At 48.4% G+C, this 19504-nt stretch carries 16 protein-coding genes; 10 read left to right on the top strand and 6 right to left on the bottom strand.

What is annotated here, in order from left to right; all coding sequences use genetic code 11:
- Positions 1-25: 25 nt before the first annotated feature.
- The 7 genes from B0D95_RS01335 to B0D95_RS01305 all read left to right on the top strand — a co-directional run bounded on the left by B0D95_RS01335 (position 26) and on the right by B0D95_RS01305 (position 8910).
- Entirely contained in the window at positions 26-1600 is a 1575-nt protein-coding gene (locus B0D95_RS01335; protein WP_078042201.1) for a DUF3426 domain-containing protein, read from the top strand.
- 307 nt (positions 1601-1907) lie between these two features.
- Positions 1908-2939 carry a tRNA dihydrouridine synthase DusB gene (gene dusB / locus B0D95_RS01330; protein ID WP_078042200.1) on the top strand — a complete coding sequence of 344 codons (1032 nt, stop codon included), beginning with the start codon at positions 1908-1910 and terminating at the stop codon, positions 2937-2939.
- Complete coding sequence (gene fis, locus B0D95_RS01325) at positions 2936-3229, top strand: DNA-binding transcriptional regulator Fis (RefSeq protein ID WP_078042199.1); 294 nt, start codon at positions 2936-2938, stop codon at positions 3227-3229. The genes dusB and fis overlap by 4 nt, the downstream gene beginning before the upstream one ends.
- A gap of 144 nt (positions 3230-3373) precedes the next feature.
- Entirely contained in the window at positions 3374-4954 is a 1581-nt protein-coding gene (gene purH, locus B0D95_RS01320; protein ID WP_078042198.1) for a bifunctional phosphoribosylaminoimidazolecarboxamide formyltransferase/IMP cyclohydrolase, read from the top strand.
- A 62-nt stretch (positions 4955-5016) separates the two neighbouring features.
- A complete protein-coding gene (gene purD, locus B0D95_RS01315; RefSeq protein ID WP_078042197.1) occupies positions 5017-6300 on the top strand; it encodes a phosphoribosylamine--glycine ligase in 1284 nt (427 codons plus the stop codon).
- A gap of 131 nt (positions 6301-6431) precedes the next feature.
- The gene (locus B0D95_RS01310) at positions 6432-7811 is read left to right on the top strand and encodes an OmpP1/FadL family transporter (RefSeq protein ID WP_246841695.1); all 1380 of its coding nucleotides are present in this window, start codon (positions 6432-6434) and stop codon (positions 7809-7811) included.
- Positions 7812-7959: 148 nt separating this feature from the next.
- Entirely contained in the window at positions 7960-8910 is a 951-nt protein-coding gene (locus B0D95_RS01305; RefSeq protein ID WP_168172380.1) for a histone deacetylase family protein, read from the top strand.
- Positions 8911-8947: 37 nt separating this feature from the next.
- On the opposite strand, the gene B0D95_RS01300 is transcribed toward B0D95_RS01305, so the two are convergent.
- The 3 genes from B0D95_RS01300 to B0D95_RS01290 all read right to left on the bottom strand — a co-directional run bounded on the left by B0D95_RS01300 (position 8948) and on the right by B0D95_RS01290 (position 13035).
- Positions 8948-11422 carry a bifunctional acetate--CoA ligase family protein/GNAT family N-acetyltransferase gene (locus B0D95_RS01300; RefSeq protein ID WP_078042196.1) on the bottom strand — a complete coding sequence of 825 codons (2475 nt, stop codon included), beginning with the start codon at positions 11420-11422 and terminating at the stop codon, positions 8948-8950.
- Positions 11419-12594: a PilT/PilU family type 4a pilus ATPase gene (locus B0D95_RS01295; protein WP_078042195.1), complete on the bottom strand. Its 1176-nt coding sequence runs from the start codon at positions 12592-12594 to the stop codon at positions 11419-11421. The genes B0D95_RS01300 and B0D95_RS01295 overlap by 4 nt, the downstream gene beginning before the upstream one ends.
- A gap of 81 nt (positions 12595-12675) precedes the next feature.
- Positions 12676-13035, bottom strand: a complete 360-nt coding sequence (locus B0D95_RS01290) for a RidA family protein (protein ID WP_078042194.1) — start codon at positions 13033-13035, stop codon at positions 12676-12678.
- A gap of 102 nt (positions 13036-13137) precedes the next feature.
- On the opposite strand from B0D95_RS01290, the gene B0D95_RS01285 reads away from it, so the two are divergent.
- From B0D95_RS01285 to B0D95_RS01275, 3 genes are all read left to right on the top strand, one after another.
- Positions 13138-14157 (top strand): nucleoid-associated protein, encoded by a 1020-nt coding sequence (locus B0D95_RS01285; RefSeq protein ID WP_078045576.1) that lies wholly within the window; start codon positions 13138-13140, stop codon positions 14155-14157.
- A gap of 167 nt (positions 14158-14324) precedes the next feature.
- Positions 14325-14909 carry a TetR/AcrR family transcriptional regulator gene (locus tag B0D95_RS01280; RefSeq protein ID WP_078042193.1) on the top strand — a complete coding sequence of 195 codons (585 nt, stop codon included), beginning with the start codon at positions 14325-14327 and terminating at the stop codon, positions 14907-14909.
- Positions 14910-15138: 229 nt separating this feature from the next.
- Positions 15139-16344 (top strand): lipid A deacylase LpxR family protein, encoded by a 1206-nt coding sequence (locus tag B0D95_RS01275; RefSeq protein ID WP_078042192.1) that lies wholly within the window; start codon positions 15139-15141, stop codon positions 16342-16344.
- Positions 16345-16361: 17 nt separating this feature from the next.
- Here the strand turns inward: B0D95_RS01275 and B0D95_RS01270 are convergent, their stop codons facing one another.
- The 3 genes from B0D95_RS01270 to pal all read right to left on the bottom strand — a co-directional run bounded on the left by B0D95_RS01270 (position 16362) and on the right by pal (position 19498).
- Complete coding sequence (locus B0D95_RS01270) at positions 16362-17630, bottom strand: hypothetical protein (RefSeq protein ID WP_078042191.1); 1269 nt, start codon at positions 17628-17630, stop codon at positions 16362-16364.
- A gap of 660 nt (positions 17631-18290) precedes the next feature.
- The gene (locus tag B0D95_RS01265) at positions 18291-19019 is read right to left on the bottom strand and encodes a YbgF trimerization domain-containing protein (RefSeq protein ID WP_244904653.1); all 729 of its coding nucleotides are present in this window, start codon (positions 19017-19019) and stop codon (positions 18291-18293) included.
- Between the two features lie 14 nt (positions 19020-19033).
- Entirely contained in the window at positions 19034-19498 is a 465-nt protein-coding gene (pal, locus tag B0D95_RS01260; protein ID WP_078042189.1) for a peptidoglycan-associated lipoprotein Pal, read from the bottom strand.
- Positions 19499-19504: the final 6 nt, after the last annotated feature.

The raw sequence follows: 19504 nt of genomic DNA, 5'->3' as shown, positions 1-19504 counted from the left end.
TCGACAGGTTTAAGAGCCCATAGACATGACCTCTGCCAGCAACCCAATGATCACCCGTTGCCCAAAATGTGAAACTGCATTTCGTGTAACCCAAAGCCAGCTGCAAACCGCGAAGGGTGCAGTGCGCTGCGGTTCTTGCCTGAACGTGTTCAAGGCGCAGGAATATCTGGTTGCTGTGAAGCCAAATACACCACCTGTCGCCGCACCAGCACCAGCACCAGCACCAGCACAAATTGACACACCCAAACGCACGATACCAGCGATTACACCGAGCGCAACTCCACGTGCTATCAATACAACTACACCACCAAACACGCCAAACGCACAGCAGCCAGTGCAACCAAAAGCCGCGTCAGAGTCGTCCAATGTGACGCTGAAAAAGCCGGATTTACACACACTGCAACAACAGCCACCCATCCCCGAAAAACCGGTCGCCGTACGAAAAATCATCAAGCCCATCACTCTGGATGATGGTGATGACATTCTTATTAGCGACGACATGGAGGAGCCGCTGGCCGAGGACAGCAAGTACGAATTCGACAGCTTTATGGATATAGACGTAAAGCCAACGACGGACGTGTCTCTGTTTGAGCGTAAGATTCGCCCCGATAATGACAGCGACGACAAACAACACAAAGAGGCGGATGAATCCTGGGCAGAAATGCTGATTGATGAAGAGGAGACTGTGCCGCAATTAGGTGTAGCTCGCCCCAAGTCCGATGAGGAGCTGGCCGATGAGGCACTGCTTGCCAGCCATGCTGTAACACCTGCGCCATCCGACAATAACTTCCCTGGCGACAGTAAACCTGCAACACCGGGGCTAGTATTCAGCCTTGTGGATGAAACCGAGAGTCAGGCCTCGACCGCAACAGATGAATTTATACTCAGTGAAGAACTGGCGAAGATTCCCGATCACCAAGGGTTTCAACCATCGGCCACACCACTCGATGAAGCAATCAATACCGACACTGGCATTGACGCAGAAACACCACCCAGCGATGACGCGCACAAGCGCCAGGTGAAAACCCAACCCAAAATCCGCGCCTACGACGGATCTCGCGCCGCGCTATTGATGAACATCATTCCCGCGCCGATCGAATTTACAGCCAAAAGTATGCGCCGCTGGTATCAACGCAAATTATGGGCAACCTTAAGCCTGATCGGACTGATTACACTCGCCGTGCAGATAGCCTGGTTCAAGTTCGATTCCCTGAGTCGTATTGAACCCTATCGCACCGCCTATCTATTTGCCTGCCCTTACCTTGGCTGTGAACTCCCCACACTGGTGGATACCCGCCAAATCACCACCTCCAACCTGGTTGTGCGCGAACACCCCGATGCCGAGAATGCACTGGCGGTTGATGTGATGATTATTAACGGTGCTCCTTTCGATCAACCCTTTCCGGATCTGGTCCTCGTATTCAGCGATCTGGATGACAATCTGGTCGCCTCACGGCGCTTTACCCCGAAGGATTACTTGGGCGGTGAGCTGGCAGGCAGGGATCTGATGCCGCAAAACCAAAAAGTCTATATCACCCTCGATATAGTGGACCCGGGCGCCGAGGCAGTGAACTACCGCATTCACATCCCACAACAGTAACAACACACGACTTGCGCCCTCACTGTACAAAAAGCAACAACCGGGGGCGCAGCTTTACCTCATAGGGATCAAACTGATGGGGATGAACAACTAAAAACCACTCCAGCCCAGCCGCTGCCCCAAATCTGCTTTTTTTGCAACCCGATATCACTAAAAAAGCCTGTTTTTATCGCTCAAAAAAACACCGTTTTTTGCGTTTTTTGCGTTCCCAACCCCACCCCAAACGGGTATCATGGCGCCCCTTTAACGCAGGCCAACAGCTCAATTTTTGTGCTGACTTGCTCAGGCTAACGCCGGAGTTTCCGGTATGACCGCAACAACGACAACTCGATCACTGCAAACCAACCACGTGTTTAGTATCGGCCCCTACACTATCGACAGCCAGATGATTCTCGCGCCTATGGCAGGCGTTACTGATCGGCCGTTTCGTCAATTGTGTCGCTCTCTGGGCGCGGGCTTGGTGATTTCGGAAATGCTCACCGCCGATGCCAGCTTATGGGGGAGTCGTAAAAGTAGCTTGCGGATGGATCATACCGGCGAAGCCGAACCGATAGCAGTGCAAATCGCGGGCGGTGATCCGGACATGATCGCCGAAGCGGCGCGCTTAAATGCCGCGAATGGCGCCCAGATTATCGACATCAACATGGGCTGCCCTGCTAAAAAAGTATGTAAAAAAGCGGCTGGCTCAGCGCTATTGAAAGACGAGCAGTTGGTCGCCGATATTTTGCAGACAGTAGTGAAATCGGTGGACATTCCCGTCACCCTGAAGTTTCGCACTGGTTGGAGCAACGAAGAACGCAATGCGGTGCGTATTGCACGCATCGCTGAAGATGCAGGTATACAAGCCCTTGCTCTTCATGGTCGCACCCGCGCCGACGCCTTTGCTGGCCAAGCCGAATACGACACTATCGCCAGTGTAGTCAATGCCGTGAAGATTCCGGTATTTGCCAATGGCGATATAGATTCACCACACAAAGCCAAAACCGTGTTGGATTACACCGGAGCGGCAGCGGTGATGATTGGACGAGCGGCCCAAGGGCGCCCGTGGATTTTCCGGGAGATTGCACATTACCTGCAAACCGGTGAGCAATTACCTGAACCATCCCTGATAGAAGTCAGGGATATTTTATCTACCCATCTGCGCGAGTTATACCGTTTTTATGGTGAGTTTATGGGCCCGCGTATCGCTCGCAAACACGTGAGCTGGTACTTGCAAACGGTCCCAGGCAGCGAAATTTTTCGCAAAACCTTTAACGCTATAGATAACGCAGAAGAACAACAAACCAGCATTCAAAATTTCTTTGAACAGCTGCTTACGAAAGAGGAAAAAGCCGCATGAATACTGCAACTTTCTTTGCTGATGCAACTCCAGCACAAGCTGCCCCCACTCAACCAGTACAAGCTCAATCGCTGCGCGGCTGCGTAGAGCAAGCCGTTGAAAACTATTTCAAACACCTCGACGGCCAAGACGTTAGCAACGTGTACGAAATGGTTCTGGCCGAAGTGGAAGCACCTATGCTGGAAATCGTATTGAAGTACACCCGTCACAATCAAACCCGCGCCGCACAAGTGTTGGGCCTAAACCGTGGCACACTGCGTAAAAAATTAAAGCAATACGGTCTGCTGTAATTTTTACAGCGCACTGGGAACCTCAAAAAAACCTGGCGCAAATCAAAAAAGGGGTGGTGATTCGTTTCCACCCCTTTTGCTTTTTAGCGAATTTTATTTTTTCTACCTTTCACTTTTACATCATCAATTTTACAGGAACAGTGTATGTCCAATACTTCCGATCTTGTTGCAGTAAAACGCGCGCTTATTAGCGTGTCTGATAAAACCGGCATTGTTGAATTTGCCCAAGCCCTGCACGCCCAAGGCGTGGAAATTTTATCAACCGGCGGCACCTTCAAATTGCTGACCGACAACAAGATCCCTGCTATTGAAGTCTCTGACTACACCGGCTTCCCGGAAATGATGGATGGTCGCGTTAAAACCCTGCACCCGAAAGTACACGGTGGCATTTTGGGGCGTCGCGGTACCGATGAAGCCATCATGCGCGAACATGGCATCAATGCCATTGATATGGTTGTCGTAAACCTCTATCCCTTTGAAAAAACAGTCGCCAACAAAAATTGCTCACTGGAAGACGCCGTAGAAAATATTGATATCGGCGGCCCAACCATGGTGCGCGCAGCGGCTAAAAACCACGCCCACGTCAACATTGTTGTTAACGCATCAGACTACGCCACCATTCTTGCGGAAATGCAAGCCAACAATGGCAGCACCTCATTAAAAACCCGTTTCAACCTGGCAATTAAAGCCTACGAGCACACCGCTGCTTATGATGGTGCTATTGCCAATTATTTTGGCCGTTTGGTAGAAGGTGGCAGTGCCGATTTCCCTCGCACCTTCAACAGCCAATTTATCAAAGCACAAGAAATGCGTTACGGCGAAAACCCACATCAAAAAGCCGCGTTTTATGTGGAAAAAAATCCGCAGGAAGCGAGCATTGCTACCGCCAAACAATTACAAGGTAAAGAGCTGTCGTACAACAACGTAGCCGATACTGACGCCGCACTGGAAACCGTTAAATGTTTCACTGAACCTGCGTGTGTGATTGTGAAGCATGCAAACCCTTGCGGTGTTGCGGTGGCAGCCAATATTAAAGATGCCTACGATCTCGCCTACGCTACCGATACTGAATCTGCCTTCGGTGGCATTATTGCGTTCAACCGCGAGCTGGATGCGGCCACCGCACAAGCCATTGTTGAGCGTCAGTTTGTTGAAGTGATTATTGCACCCAGCGTTTCTGCCGAAGCCATTGAGGTGGTAAAAGCCAAACAAAATGTACGCCTGCTCGCTTGTGGCGAATGGGGCACCGAACGTTTTGCAGGATTGGATTACAAACGCGTCAACGGCGGCCTGTTAGTGCAAGACCGCGATAACGGCATGATCACCGCTGCAGATTTAAAAATCGTCACGCAACGCGTTCCTACGGAAGACGAACTGCGCGATTTATTGTTCGCTTGGAAGGTCGCCAAGTTTGTTAAATCCAATGCTATTGTCTACGCCAAAAACTCACAGACTATCGGCGTTGGCGCTGGCCAAATGAGCCGGGTGAACTCTGCACGTATCGCCGCCATTAAAGCGGAACATGCTGGCCTGCAGGTTGCCGGATCAGTCATGGCTTCCGATGCATTCTTCCCCTTCCGCGACGGCATCGACAACGCGGCTAAAGTGGGTATCGCCGCCGTAATTCAACCCGGTGGTTCAATGCGCGATGAAGAAGTAATTGCCGCTGCCAACGAACATGGCATGGCGATGGTATTTACCGGTATGCGTCACTTCCGCCATTAATTTTCGCCACTCCCGCATTGCGGGAGTTTTTATTTTGCGATGTAAATTGTTTGGATTGAACTATGAACCTATTAATTATTGGCAACGGCGGCCGCGAACATGCACTCGCCTGGAAAGCCGCACAAAGCCCACAAGTAGAAAAAGTATTTGTCGCGCCCGGCAATGCCGGTACAACGCTGGAACCCAAATTGGAAAACGTGGCTATCGACGTTTTGAATTTTGAAGCCCTCGCCCAGTTTGCGGAAAATAATAATGTCGGCTTAACCATTGTCGGTCCAGAAGTTCCGCTGGTAGCAGGCGTGGTGGATTATTTTCAAGCGCGCAATTTGTTGTGCTTTGGCCCCAGCAAAGGCGCCGCTCAGCTGGAAGGCTCCAAAGCTTTCACCAAGGATTTTCTTGCTCGCCACAAAATTCCTACGGCGGATTACCAAAACTTTATCGAAGTGGAACCTGCCCTCGCCTACTTGCGTGAGAAAGGCGCACCGATTGTTATCAAGGCCGATGGCCTTGCCGCAGGTAAAGGCGTCATTGTTGCTGAAACCTTGCAACAAGCTGAAGAGGCCGTGCGCGATATGCTCTCTGGTAACGCGTTTGGCGATGCTGGTTGCCGTGTAGTTATTGAAGAATTCCTCGCCGGTGAAGAAGCCAGCTTTATTGTGATGGTGGATGGCAAGCATGTATTGCCAATGGCGACCAGTCAGGATCACAAACGTGTTGGCAATGGCGATACTGGCCCCAACACAGGAGGTATGGGCGCTTACTCGCCAGCACCTGTAGTCACACCAGAGGTACATGAGCGTGTGATGAAAGAAATCATTTATCCTACCGTCAATGGTATGGCAGCAGAAGGTAATACCTACGTTGGTTTTTTGTATGCGGGCTTAATGATTGATGCGGCAGGCAATCCGAAAGTCATTGAATACAACTGCCGTTTTGGCGACCCAGAAACACAACCCATTATGTTGCGTTTGCAATCGGATTTGGTTGAACTGTGTTTGGCCGCACTGAAAGGCGATTTGGATAACACCACTGCTAATTGGGATTCGCGTGCATCTGTCGGTGTTGTGCTCGCCGCTGGTGGCTATCCGGAGGCTTATAACAAAGGCGATATTATTTCCGGTTTGCCAACCAGTGAAATCGCCGGTGAAAAAGTTTTCCACGCAGGCACCACCATAAAAGATGGCAATACAGTGACTAATGGTGGTCGCGTACTCTGTGCAACTGCATTGGGTGACAGCGTATTGGAAGCACAGCAACGCGCTTATCAGCTGGCACAAAAAATTAGTTGGAACGGCATTTTTTATCGCACCGATATCGCCTATCGCGCAATTGCTCGCGAGCAATAAATAAACTGGCTGTCACTTGCAATATTTGTTGCGGGTGACAGCCAATTTGTCTTTATCAAGCGTCTCTTGATGTTGCAGTCTACACTTACATTGCGTTACGTGAGGATCATTGCAAAGCTCAGGAGGCATTTATGACCATTCATATATTTCCAAAAGCACCATCAACGGCCCGCATTATTTCAGCACCTGCTACATTATTTTCTACCAGCGCCTTATTATTTTCACTGATGTCAATTCCCGCGACAACATTCGCGGCGTCCTTTCAAATTCTCGAACAAAGTCCAGCACATCTGGGCAAAGCCTTTGCAGGTACTGCGTCGGATGTTTCTGATGCCAGCAATGTTTTTTTTAATCCCGCCAGCATTGTTGAATTAAAAGCGCCAGCACTCACGGTGGCAGGCAATGCCATTTTTACCCAATCGACCTTCCACAATGAAAATTCAAACACCAATGGCGTCACCGGAAAAACGGATGAAGTCGGCTATGTGCCCAATATTTATTATGTGCATCCACTGTCGGAGCGAGTCACTCTTGGCTTGGGCATAAATGCGCCCTATGGTTTGGCCAGTGACTATGACGACGACTGGTACGGGCGCTACCTCGCCACTCACAGCAAACTGGAAGTTGTTAATATTCATGCTGTGGCCGGGGTTGTATTAACTGATGCATGGTCGGCAGGCTTGGGGGTTAGCTATCAACGCGCAGATGTCACACTGGAAAGCAAGCTTGATTCAACATTAGGTGTAGCGCCTTCGCCCGCCACAGATAGCAGTGCAAAAATTACTGGTGATGATGATAGCGTTGCCGCGGACCTGAGCCTTTATTACAAGCCGACAGCGCATACAAGCCTTGGACTCATATGGCGTCAGGGCGCTGAATTTGATCTGCAAGGCGATGCACGTTTTTCATTGAATGCCTTGTGCAGCCCCAATGCCGGCTTTCCTACCGGTGCACCACCTGCGCCTACTACCGGAACTATTTGTGCAGCATCTTTGGCGGCAGTAGCTGGCGATGCTGAAGCACGTTTGCGCTTGCCAGACACCATTACCCTCAGCGGTTCACAACAATTGAGCGACTACTGGTGGATTCACGCTGATATTGCCTGGACTGAATGGAGCAAAATCCAAAGTGTCGATGTGATTAATAGCAACAATAATCGCGTCATTAACACACTGGAATTGCATTACAAAGACACTATGCGCTACGCCCTTGGGTTTACCCACAAATCCGATTGCCCCTGGAGTTGGCGCTTTGGTGCAGCGATTGATGCTGCACCACAAACCAATCCCACTCTGGTAAACCCACGAATTCCAGATCAGGATCGCTTATGGCTTAGCGCAGGATTTAATTACGCCTTTTCACCAGCCACATCGATTGATGTGGGTTATAGCCATATAAAAGTTGATAAAGCACATATCAACAATACCAATCCACTCACCGGTCATCATGTTGAAGGTTCGTTTGATGCGGATGTCAATATTATCGGTGTGCAAGCTAACTGGGCCTTCTAATCATCTCATCAATCGCAATATAAAAAGCGGAAATAAATATTTTCGCTTTTTATATGCGCGAACGGCTTACTAATATATCGCCAAAGTACACGTTTGGCTTTAGACTAAAAAACGGTTCACTACATCACCAACCCATTGCATCCCTTTTATGATCGCTACGCTGATTAGTCACCCCAGTTGTCACTTACACCAAATGCCAACCAATCATCCTGAGTGCCCTGCGCGCTTGGATGCTATCAACAATCAACTCATGGCCAACGGTATTGATGGTTTGTTGTATTACCGCGATGCAGTTGCAGCAACTGACGAGCAGCTATTACGTGTTCACACACAAGAGCATTTACAAAAAATAGCGGCGGCAATTCCTGGGCATAGTATTCATGCTTTTGCCGATGATGTGTATTTATCGCCCGATACCTATACTGCCGCACGTCATGCAGCAGGTGCTGCGGTTATGGGTGTGGATATGATCATGGATGGAAAAACAGATGCAGTCTTTTGTAATGTACGCCCACCGGGTCACCATGCAGAACGCGCGCGCGCGATGGGTTTTTGTATTATTAATAATGTAGCCGTCGCTGCAGCCCATGCATTAGCACACCATGGACTGCAACGGGTAGCTATTATTGATTTTGATGTGCACCATGGAAATGGTACGCAAGACATTTTCATGAATGACCCGCGCGTTTTATTTTGCTCCAGTTTCCAATACCCGTTTTATCCACACACCAATATTGATGATGTGCCTGCCCACATTATTAATACCCCCCTGGCTGCAACATGCCGCAGCCAGGGGTTTCGCGATGCGATCAGCACACAATGGCTACCCGCGTTAGCGCAATTTAAACCACAGATGATATTTATTTCAGCCGGTTTTGATGCTTATATTGATGATGATATGTCATCCATCAGTTTGGTAGAGCAGGATTACGGCTGGATAACCCAGCAACTGCGCACACTCATGGACGAGAGTAAAAGTACGCCGCTGGATGAGCAATGTCGCGGTATAGTATCGACACTGGAAGGTGGATATGACCTATTGGGATTGGGGCGCTGTGTTGTTGCACACATTAAAGCGCTGGCAAAATTACAACCCTGAATCCACTACAAACCTGCTGATGTTTTTACGATGACGCTTACAATGTTAGCGTCATATCAATCAGCCCTTCATCACGATTGTACTTCACCATAAAACCCAGCTTGCGCGCCAAATTTGCCATGCCTGCATTTTCCAGCATAGTGCACCCGATTAATTGCTGCGTGCCTTGCGCTCGTGAGTAATTAATCATTTTTTGCAACATCCGCGACCCCAAACCTATACCTTTCAAATCACTGCGAATAGCCATCGCAAACTCCGCAAAGGTATTGTCCGGATCACGCTGCGCGCGCACTACACCTAAAATTTCCTCATCCCCCTGCGCATTATTAGCAACAGCGACAAATGCCATCTCACGCTCGTAATCAATTTGCGTTAATCGTGCCATTTGCTCATGAGAAAACTGCGGCAGCTCGGCAAAATAACGTTTGTATCTATCCTCTTTACTCTGCGAATTATCAAAGGCTTGTAAATTTAATTCATCCTCAGGGCGAATGGGGCGTAATAACACGCTGCGCTCATTACGCAGCAAAAACACTTCTTCCAATTCCTTGGGATAGGGGCGGATCGCCAGCGGATAGGGATTTTTCTCTGCGCTGATATGAATCTCAGCATCTACAACCAAAATAGTTTCGCCCGCAACCAAGGCCGGATTAATTAATAACCGGCGCAATGCAGGATGATCGATGACTATTTGGCTGATTTGCGTCAGCAATAAACAGAGCGATGGCATATGCAAGGGCACATAACCTTCACGCTCGCGAATTTTCCCCTCGGCCAAGGCCTGAATAACCATGTAACGGGCCAGTGCCATATTCAGTGGCGGCAGTGCAACAACAGCGTTACTGCGAATACTCCAATGGCTGGCCGCCTCACCCAATAAAATAACCGGGCCGAATACTGGATCAAGTTGCACTTCAATACGCAGCGGGTGCGCACCTTGTATCGATTCAGCTGCCGTCTTATCTACTACAGAATAAGGGGCGGTATTAATACCGTAATCCGCCAGGAATTGCAGCGCCTCATCACGCTTCAACAACTCGCGCTCCTCCGCTAATACCTGGGCCACAATGTGCTGCGCTTGCTGCGGTTGATAAGGCACCTTATCGCTAATGGAATCCGGTGTTTCTGATAATAATTTTTGGTTGCGCCGGTACTGAACCATGTGCATAAAAGCACCGACAGCACCTTCAGGAGTACGGAAAGATGCAATACCCGCATCGGCAAAACGTAATCGTGCATTTTGCGCCGCATCCTCACCCATCCAGTTGGAAAAAATATTGGGTTTGCGGCCGGTGTAATGTTTATAGGTATTGATAATGGCATCGGCGTAAACCTCACCGGGCGTCAATGCGGAAGGTGCTTGCATGATTAATAAATTATCCACGCTATTGCTTTGCAAAATCACCTGCAACACTTTTTGATAGGTTTCTGGCGAGGCGTCGCCCAATAAATTAATGGGATTTGTTGCTCGGCCACCCGAATGAATCAAGGGCTGAATTTGCTCGACCAATTTTTCATCCAATACAGCCAAGCGACCACCGCGCTGCAACAAGGCATCAGTTGCCATCGCACTTGGGCCATTGCCGTTAGCGATAATAACCAATTGCTCACTGTAAATAGGTTTGCCATTAGCCAGCGTTTCCACCGCGGCTAATAATTCGCGCAGGTCCTCTACGCGCAGCATACCTGCGCGACGAAATGCCGCATCATACACGGCATCATTGCCAATTTTTTCCACGGGCAAACGCGAGGTTAATAGACTGGTTTCGGTATAACTACCAGCCTTGATTACCAATATCGGTTTATTAAAAGAGGCGGCCCGCGCCGCTGACATAAATGCGCGGCCATCATAAATCGCATCGATATACAATAAAATTGCCGAGGTTTGTGCATCGCGCCCGAGATAATCCAATATCTCATCAAAATCAATATCAACTCCCTCACCCAAGGAAATAAATTGTGAAAAACCAATGCGGCGGCGGCGCGCCCAATCCAATAAGGTAACGCACACGGCCGATGATTGTGACACCACCGCAATTTTTCCCGGAGCCGCATTAATGTGAGCGTAACTTGCATTTAACCCCAAGGCAGGAACCAGAATACCCAGTGAATCCGGGCCGAGAATTCGCACGCCCCACTCTTTGGCGATCGCCAACATTTGTTCCTGCAAGTTAGTGCCTTGCGCGGTAAATAAATTATCCAACCCCGCAGCAATCACAATAGCCGTGCGCGTACCTTTGCGCCCCAACTGCAAAATAATGGCAGGCACCCGTGTCGCGCGGGTACAAATAATCGCCAGATCGGGCACTATGGGTAATTCATCGATCGAGCGATAGGCCAATACACCATTAACGGATTTATAGTGCGGCGTCACTGGCATAATCGGGCCATCAAACTGCTCCTGCAATAAATTGCGCATCACAGCATTGCCCGGCCGGTTGGGTTGATTAGATGCACCAATCACCGCAATCGAATGGGGCTTAAGCAGTTGCTCGATCGTTTTTACACTCATTGGTTTTCGTCGTCTTCATCAATTTTTTGCAAGCTCAATTCACCAAAACTACCCGCTGTTGCACTGGGCTTCACCGCTGCTGTTTCTGCTTTTGCAGGTGCGACACCATCCGTTGCCAGTTTGATACGCAAACGCAAGTTGTTGGGTGAATCGGCATTGGCAATAGCATCGTCAAAACTGATTCTACCGGCCATGTACAATTTAAACATGGCGCCATCAAAAGTTTGCATCCCGAGATTTTCCGATTTCTCCATAATCTCTTTAATTTCAGTAAAGCGATTTTTAAAAATCAACTCCTGAATAGTTTTGGTACCGAGCAATACTTCAACAGCAGCGCAGCGCTTTCCATCGACCGTAGGCACCAGCCGCTGGGACACAAACGCACGTAAATTTTGTGAGAGCCCCATTAATAATTGTGGCCGGCGCTCCTCCGGAAACAGGTTAACAATCCGCTCAAGCGCCTGATTGGCATTGTTTGCATGCAAAGTGGAAATTGCCAAATGCCCTGTCTCAGCAAACTCAAGGGCATGCTCCATGGTTTCACGATCGCGAATCTCACCAATCAAAATGACATCGGGCGCTTGGCGCAGGGTATTTTTGAGAGCTGCTTTATAACTGCGCGTATCCACACCCACTTCGCGCTGATTAATGACACTGCGCTTGTGTTTATGCACAAACTCAACCGGGTCCTCTATGGTAATAATGTGACCGCCACTGGAGGAATTGCGATGATCTATCAAGGCTGCCAACGATGTTGATTTCCCTGAGCCAGTGCCGCCGACAAACAACACCAAGCCGCGTTTGGTCATAATGACTTCTTTTAAAATTTCAGGCAGGCCGAGGTCATCAAATTGCGGAATATCGGTTTTAATGTTACGCGCCACAATTGCCACTTCATTGCGCTGCTTGAAAATATTAATACGAAAGCGCCCGACACCATGAATGGAGATCGCCAAATTCATTTCTAATTCGTGCGCAAAAATAGCGCGCTGTTCATCATCCATGATGGCATTGGCAATACGTTCTATATCGCCCGGCTTAAAGGGTTCATTGGTAAGCGGTTTTAACACACCTTGAAACTTGGCGCAGGGAGGTGCACCGGTGCTGAGGTACAGATCTGAACCGTCTTTTTTCGCAAGAATATTCAAGTATTGATCAATGGGTGTTGCCATATCAGATTCCTGTCACAGTGAGGCTGCTAACGCAGAACAATAGGGAAAGTATAGGCACGAATGCACAACAAGCCCGCTGATTTAATTCACCTCAGGTGACACGGCAGCGACAAATACAATTTCCACCAACATTGCCGGATCTAACAATTCCACAAGGATACACGCACGCGACGGGGCGCAACCTCCTGGCAACCAGGTTTCCCAAGCGCGATTGAGCGTCGCAACATTATTCTTATCGGTCAGGTAAATAGTGGCGGAAAGAAGCCGGGATTTATCGCTGCCTATTGCGGCTAGTGTCGCCTCTGCTTGCGCCAGAATTTGCGCAATCTGCTCATCCATTGGACATTGGGTATTATTTGGCACCTCCACAAAATGTGCGATGCCATTAAAAATCGTGGCATCTGACCAGCGTGGTGTTGGGTTTAAACGTTGGATCGGCATAGCAACTCCCAAATCTTGTGTATGCAAAAGGACCGTGACGCCTATAATAGCCGCCTTTGCAAAACCACTCCTATTAATCTACTGATTGAAGCGATTTCTGTTATGGCCCTAACCTCGATTGTTGCTCACCGTATTTATCGCCACAGCCCCGGTGGCGCATTTGAGTTGCAACTGCGCAATGACGTGCTTGCTCTAAACGGCAAACTGGAAGAACTCGCCTATGAATTAAAAACCCAGTTCATCCGCAAGGGCGGTAAAAGTTATGGCCGTTTTTCCGATGAACTGGGCGAATTCCCTCTGCCTGCCTGGCTACGCGACTGTCGCGATGAACGTCTGAGCTTCCTCAGTTTCAGCCACAAGGCCATGCAACAGTTCCAACAGGCGCTGGAAAAAGCAGAATCATTACTGGATGCCTACATCGTTTTTGTAGAGGAAAAGCTGGAGGTAGGAGACACCCTGAGCCTGTATCTGGTGGAGCATCAAAGTGGCTTATATCTGGATGGCGATCTGGTACTGGACGACTCCCTGTTTCTGGATACCACCGGCTTTAATCTCGCCGCCAAAATACAGCTCAATGACTGGCTCAGCGGTGATTCAACGACCTATGTGACCCTGATGCGCGCGCGCAGCGATAAAGATATTGCCGAGGCATTTACTCACTTTATCGCCTTTACCGACAAACAGGATATCAAACAGGAAACTGCCGAATTTTTAAAAGTGGTCGATGATTTCAGCAACACCCTGGATGAGACAACCGCCAAAATCACACGTACCAAAGTAGTCGATTACTGCCTGGAGCAGAACAAAGCGGGCAAGGCAGTGACCATCGCTGACTTATCAAGCACGCTTGCCGAAGAAGTGAAGAGCTATGAACCGGAGCGATTTGTACGCTATGTAGAAAGTACTAAGCCTGACATAAAACCAGAGTTTATCCCCCATGCGGGACAAATTCGCAGCTATGTGCGCATTAGTGGTCGCAACGACTCCCTCAGTATGAGTTTTGCATCGGATTGTCTAGGGCGTGAAATTGAATATGATCCAGAGCAGGACACACTCACTATCCGCAACCTGCCTCCCGCCCTTAAAGCACGCTTGATTAAACATTTGAAAGAATCGCATTAATCAGTTCTAATCCGGTGTGCTGTATACAGGCAACACGCCGGATATAGGCAATATCAAGAACAAATAATAATGATCAACATGGCTATAGCATCAAAACCCATCGCCCTATAACTTAATAAACTAACCTCTCGCTTGAAAAAGCAGACGACTGGTCATATATTGACATTATGAGCAAACGCGAACTGAAAAAAGATCATCTTCTGGATGCTGGCCTTAAAGTCATGGCAACCCGCGGCTATAACGGCACCAGTATTCAGGACATAGTCAACGCCGCCGATGTGCCCAAAGGCTCCTTCTACACCTACTTCAAAAGCAAAGAAGATTTTGCCATTGAAGCCTTGGAGAAAGTGACCGATGAGCGCATGGCCCAGAATCGTCACTTACTCAGTGACCGCAGTATTCCTCCCCAAGAGCGGCTAATCCGTTTTTTTGTTGCGAATATCGGCGGCTGCGAAGAAAACCTCAATGGCGGCTGCTTTCTTGGCAACATGTGCCAGGAAATGTCCGAATCCAGCGAGGCTATCCGTTTAAAGGTTCGCCAGATGCTGCGCAATAGCACTCAGGCAATTGAAGATGTGCTGGAAGAGGCCAGACTCAGGGACGGCCTTGAAACCCAACTTCCCTCTTCAATCATTGCAGAATTTCTATTCAATGCCTGGGAAGGCACAGTTATGCGGATGAAAGCATCCAAATGCCGCGAACCATTGGACGCCTTTTTGACTGTATTACCAGAAATATTTACCAAGAAATAAGCACCTTTCATAGCAAAGGTGTTAGATACACAATCACCAAGAACACCTGTTTATACGGGTGCTTTTCCTTATAAAAATAAATGACCAGTCAACTTCTTAGTGCAAGGTACAACCTTGAATAGGCGACAATTTCGCTTATTTTTTTGCTCACAAAAGAAGACGACTGGTCATTTATTTAAAGGAAAACAAATTAAACCTGGGGCACCGTAACTGAGGAGTTACTGACATAATGGATACCTCTTACTTCATAGCATCTCCCGTCAAAGCCAGCACCTCGCAGCGGCGACTTTTATTACTGGAAAGCTATTCAATCCAACTATTTATTTTCACTGTTCTGATTAGCATCAGCAGCCTCAGCCTTGCTGATCCACAACGCTATCTGAAAGAATCCCAACCCGAATGGCTACAGCTCGCATCAACACAAGAGCCAACCAGCCTTCCTGAACTCAAACTGGACAATGCCAAATCCAAAAGTCGGGCACCAAGCTGGGCCTTTGCATTTGATAATGACGTTCTTGTACCCGGTCATCGCGATCAAGACTATACCTATGGCATCAACTTTACCCAAAGCGGCATTACGCCTGATAACTCATCACTTCCTTTTTCCACAGCACTGACAGTCATCGATAGCTGGTTGGGCAATGACCATCAACCCACAGCAGGTGCTATAGAAACATTTAGCCGTGAATGGGGCGCTTTTGGCTTTACCCCTGAAGACATCACTATCAGCGCAGCAAACCCCGAAGATAGACCTTATGCCAGCCTGCTCTACCTTTCCAACTCACGGGAAAAGATCGACCTGGTGAACAATATCGCCTGGAAAAGCACCTTGACGGTAGGGATGCTGGGGCTCGGACTGGTGGGCGAGTTACAAAATATCGCCCATAAAAACACTGCCGGAACACGGGCAGAAGGTTGGGACAATCAAATCAGTGAAGGAGGAGAAATTACCGCGCGCTATGCGATTGCCAGACAGCAATATTTCGATCATTTCTCCGATAATGTGGAGATCAAAAGCACCATTCAGGCATCTGTAGGTTATTTAACCGAAGCGAGCTGGGGCCTAAGCATGAGGGCGGGCAGAATTCACAGCCCATGGTCTTCATTTAACCCTGAACTGGCCAGCTATGGCGAAAAGTCCTCTTATTCAAGCAGCGCCAAAGCGATTAATGAACATTATTTCTGGAGCGGCTTTGCTATCAAAGCGCGAGCCTATAATGCCTTTTTACAAGGCCAGTTCCGCGATAGCGCAGTCACCTACCAACAACATGAATTACGGCCATTACTGATCGAAGCCTGGGCGGGATATACCTTTGCCTTCAAGCAAGGTTATCGCATCAGCTATGTATTACGCGGGCACAGCTCAGAGATAAAACATGGAGCTGGAGATCGCAACTTGCTGTGGGGCGGGATCATTATTGCGCGCAGTATTTAACTGCGCGCATCAGTATATTATTTGAGTAAGGGTGACTTGAGCGTATCAATCTCCGGGCCGATTAACTGCTCAGTTGCCTGACGCAAATCATCCAAAGATACCTTACGCTTTTTCATCAATTCGCGTGTCACATCGTCAATATCGTATTTCTTTTTACTGCGATTTTTAATTTCTGTATTCAACTCATCAAGCAAAACCACAGCACGAGCAGTCACAGGGCCAGTGGATTTTGTTTTACGCAAATGCTCTACCTCACCACCCCATTTGGCCAAACCGCTAATAATCCTGCTGCGTCTGGCCTTGGTCATCCCATTGGCGCGATACAGCAACTCAAATGAATAAAATTCCGCCAAACCTTCTGCAATCCAATCATCGTTTGTGGTTTCAGTCACCACACCACTGATGCGTGTCACCATATGAGTTAATTCATGCAATAAAGGACTGGTACCATTTTCACTAACCAGCGGGCGATCCGCGTGCAAAAATAAAGAATTGGACGCAGATAAACCACCGCGCCACATAGGATCACCGGCACCAACGACCAACAGTTTTTCCGGGGTTTTCTTGAAGGCATTAGCAACTTCAGGCCACACAAAATTAAAAAACACCAAAGCATCCATACGTCGAAAGTTTTCACCTTTGGGTCCACTCACAGCAATCGCCGTTTTGGCAATGCTGGCACGGCGTGAACCTATATCCCCGGCAATCATCCATCCAATAGGACGATCAAACCGACGCTCGGGATTATCAATTTTAAAAACATTTCCCTTTTTACGCGGCCATCCAGTTTCAACACTTCCCCAGGATTCCGGCAAAATAAACTCCAAGGTTGCTACAGCATAAGCACCTGCCGTCTCAAAAGTATGAACAGCAGGAATTAAGTCATCACCGCGAAACAAAGCCCAATCTTTAGTAATGCGTGAATCATATTTGCCCGGGCTCCGCTCATTGGTAAGCTTCACAAAGTATGAAAGACGCGCCTTACCTTGTGGCAACTCCCAAGTCACACGCTTATCTTTTAAGGTTAGCTTTCCGGTAGCACGAATATCGGAGTAAATATTTTCTTTATTGGAAAATTCTATCCGCTTAAGCAACTCCCCCTTGTTAATGCTCAGCAACACCGAGGCACCTTCCCTTTCCGGCTCAAATGTCACTTGGTAATGCAGTTTATACGCAAGCGCAGGATCACTTTCATTTGTAGCCCCTACCGTGCCCGACAAAAGAAAAAGCACAAAATAACTGAGCAAGCGAAAAGGCTTTAATAATGTTATGTATGGTGGCGTCATTCGTCGAAACCTCGCAATCTAAAACAGTGGGGCACGCTAATACTGCACTCTACCCCAATCAGAAATTACAGCCTAACAAAAACAACCTTAACAGAGACCGAATCTACCTGAATATCGCGTTATGCGACTAAGCACTGTAGTCATTTTCCTACAAACATTTGCGAGATTTATGACTATATGCAGCACCACCTTAAAGGCAAAATACAACAACAGGGAGGAAAGAAGGGAGTCACCGGTCAAAAGGGACATGGCTGCAGGATGCAGCAGGATAAACTACCAGTTGATGGAATCAGCTCACACGGAAGATGAAGGACCACTGTCGACACAGGGAGTAACAGACTGAGCGCAGGGTATGCTAAAGGAGAAAGCTGACAACCCACCAACTCATCCACCACACAAGGAATGTCGCTCAGGAAGGTTTTATAGGGATATATCAAATGGACGGTGGAATCGAGTTTTCAGCAGGACGCTGAGGTAAACGAAATGGAGCGTTTACTCAACTCGATACTGGATATACTATGGGGGCTTCCGCAAGGGGCCCCCTTTCTTTTCTCACCAGTACAATTCCCCCAAGGCGCCATATCTGCAAATCTTTCGCCCATAAAAAAGCCCCAACGCATTGGGCGCTGAGGCTTTCTCTAAGCAATCAGTATAGGCAGATTAAAAATTATCGCTGATAAATTTTGATGCCAATCTGGCTGCATCCGTGTTGCCAGCCGCAAGTTGACTAAGCAAAGATTTTGCTTTTACTTTATCGCCCATCAGGAAGTAAACCTTACCCAAATCCAACTGGGCATCAGGCACTTTAGCAGCGGCAGGAAAATTAGCGATTAGATCAGTAAACCAGGTTTTAGCCTGCGGATAATCCTTTTTCAGCATTGCAATCTTACCCAGCCAATAATGGCTATTGCTGGCAAAATCACCGCTAGGGAAACGAGTCAAATGATCTTTGAAAGCGCTTTCCGCACCAGCAAAATCTTTTTGATTCAGTAAATCATATGCAGCTTTGTAGACATCAGCTTCACTGGCATTGTCTGCAACAACAGCGCGAGAAGGTGACTTGGCAGGAAGAGGCTCAACTGAGGCCGCAGGTGCAACAGAGTTCGCACCACCGGACAAACGACGATCCAAGTCCATGTAGTTATCTAGCTGTAATTGCTTGAGCTGCTTGAGCTCATAGGATTGCTCTTCAACAAGACCACGCAGGGTGGCTATTTCTTCTTGCAAAGAACGAATTTGGGAATACACATCGGATTCAGCGGAGGCAGGCATACCAGATTGAGCCACCCCAGAGCCAAAGCCCTGGGGGGAAGACTCAACAACCCGTACTTGCGCCTGTAGGACTGGAGCCGAAGCTATTAAAGCAACAGCAATCAGATTTTTAAGCATACGGGTCTAGACTCTTAGTACTTAACTTCTACGCGACGGTTTTGAGCCCAAGAGGCTTCATCACTACCGGTAGCAACTGGTTGCTCTTCGCCGAAGCTTACAACTTCCAAAGAAGAACCGTTAACGCCTTGAGTCACGAGGAAATCGCGAACAGCGTTAGCACGTTTTTCACCCAGAGCCATGTTGTACTCGCGTGAACCGCGCTCATCAGCGTGACCTTCCAAACGCACAGCTACTGAAGCACCTTTCAGTTTGTCAGCGTGAGCCAACAATACAGCACGGCTTTCAGCAGTCAAAGAGTATTGATCGAAGTCAAAGTAAACAACGTTTGACAGGGTAGCTTCTGAAGCGCTGGTGTCAGTTACTGCAGTACCAGCGGTTGGAGCTTCGGTAGTTGCGTTGTCGCTGCTTGAACAGCCAACCAGGAAAGACATAACAACAGCCAAAGTGAGACCTTGCTTGATTGCTTTGGTGATCATGTGTGT

The sequence above is a fragment of the Cellvibrio sp. PSBB023 genome (assembly GCF_002007605.1).
GTDB lineage: Bacteria > Pseudomonadota > Gammaproteobacteria > Pseudomonadales > Cellvibrionaceae > Cellvibrio.
Note: the sequence above shows the minus strand (reverse complement) of the source record. Positions and strands in the feature narration are given on the sequence as shown.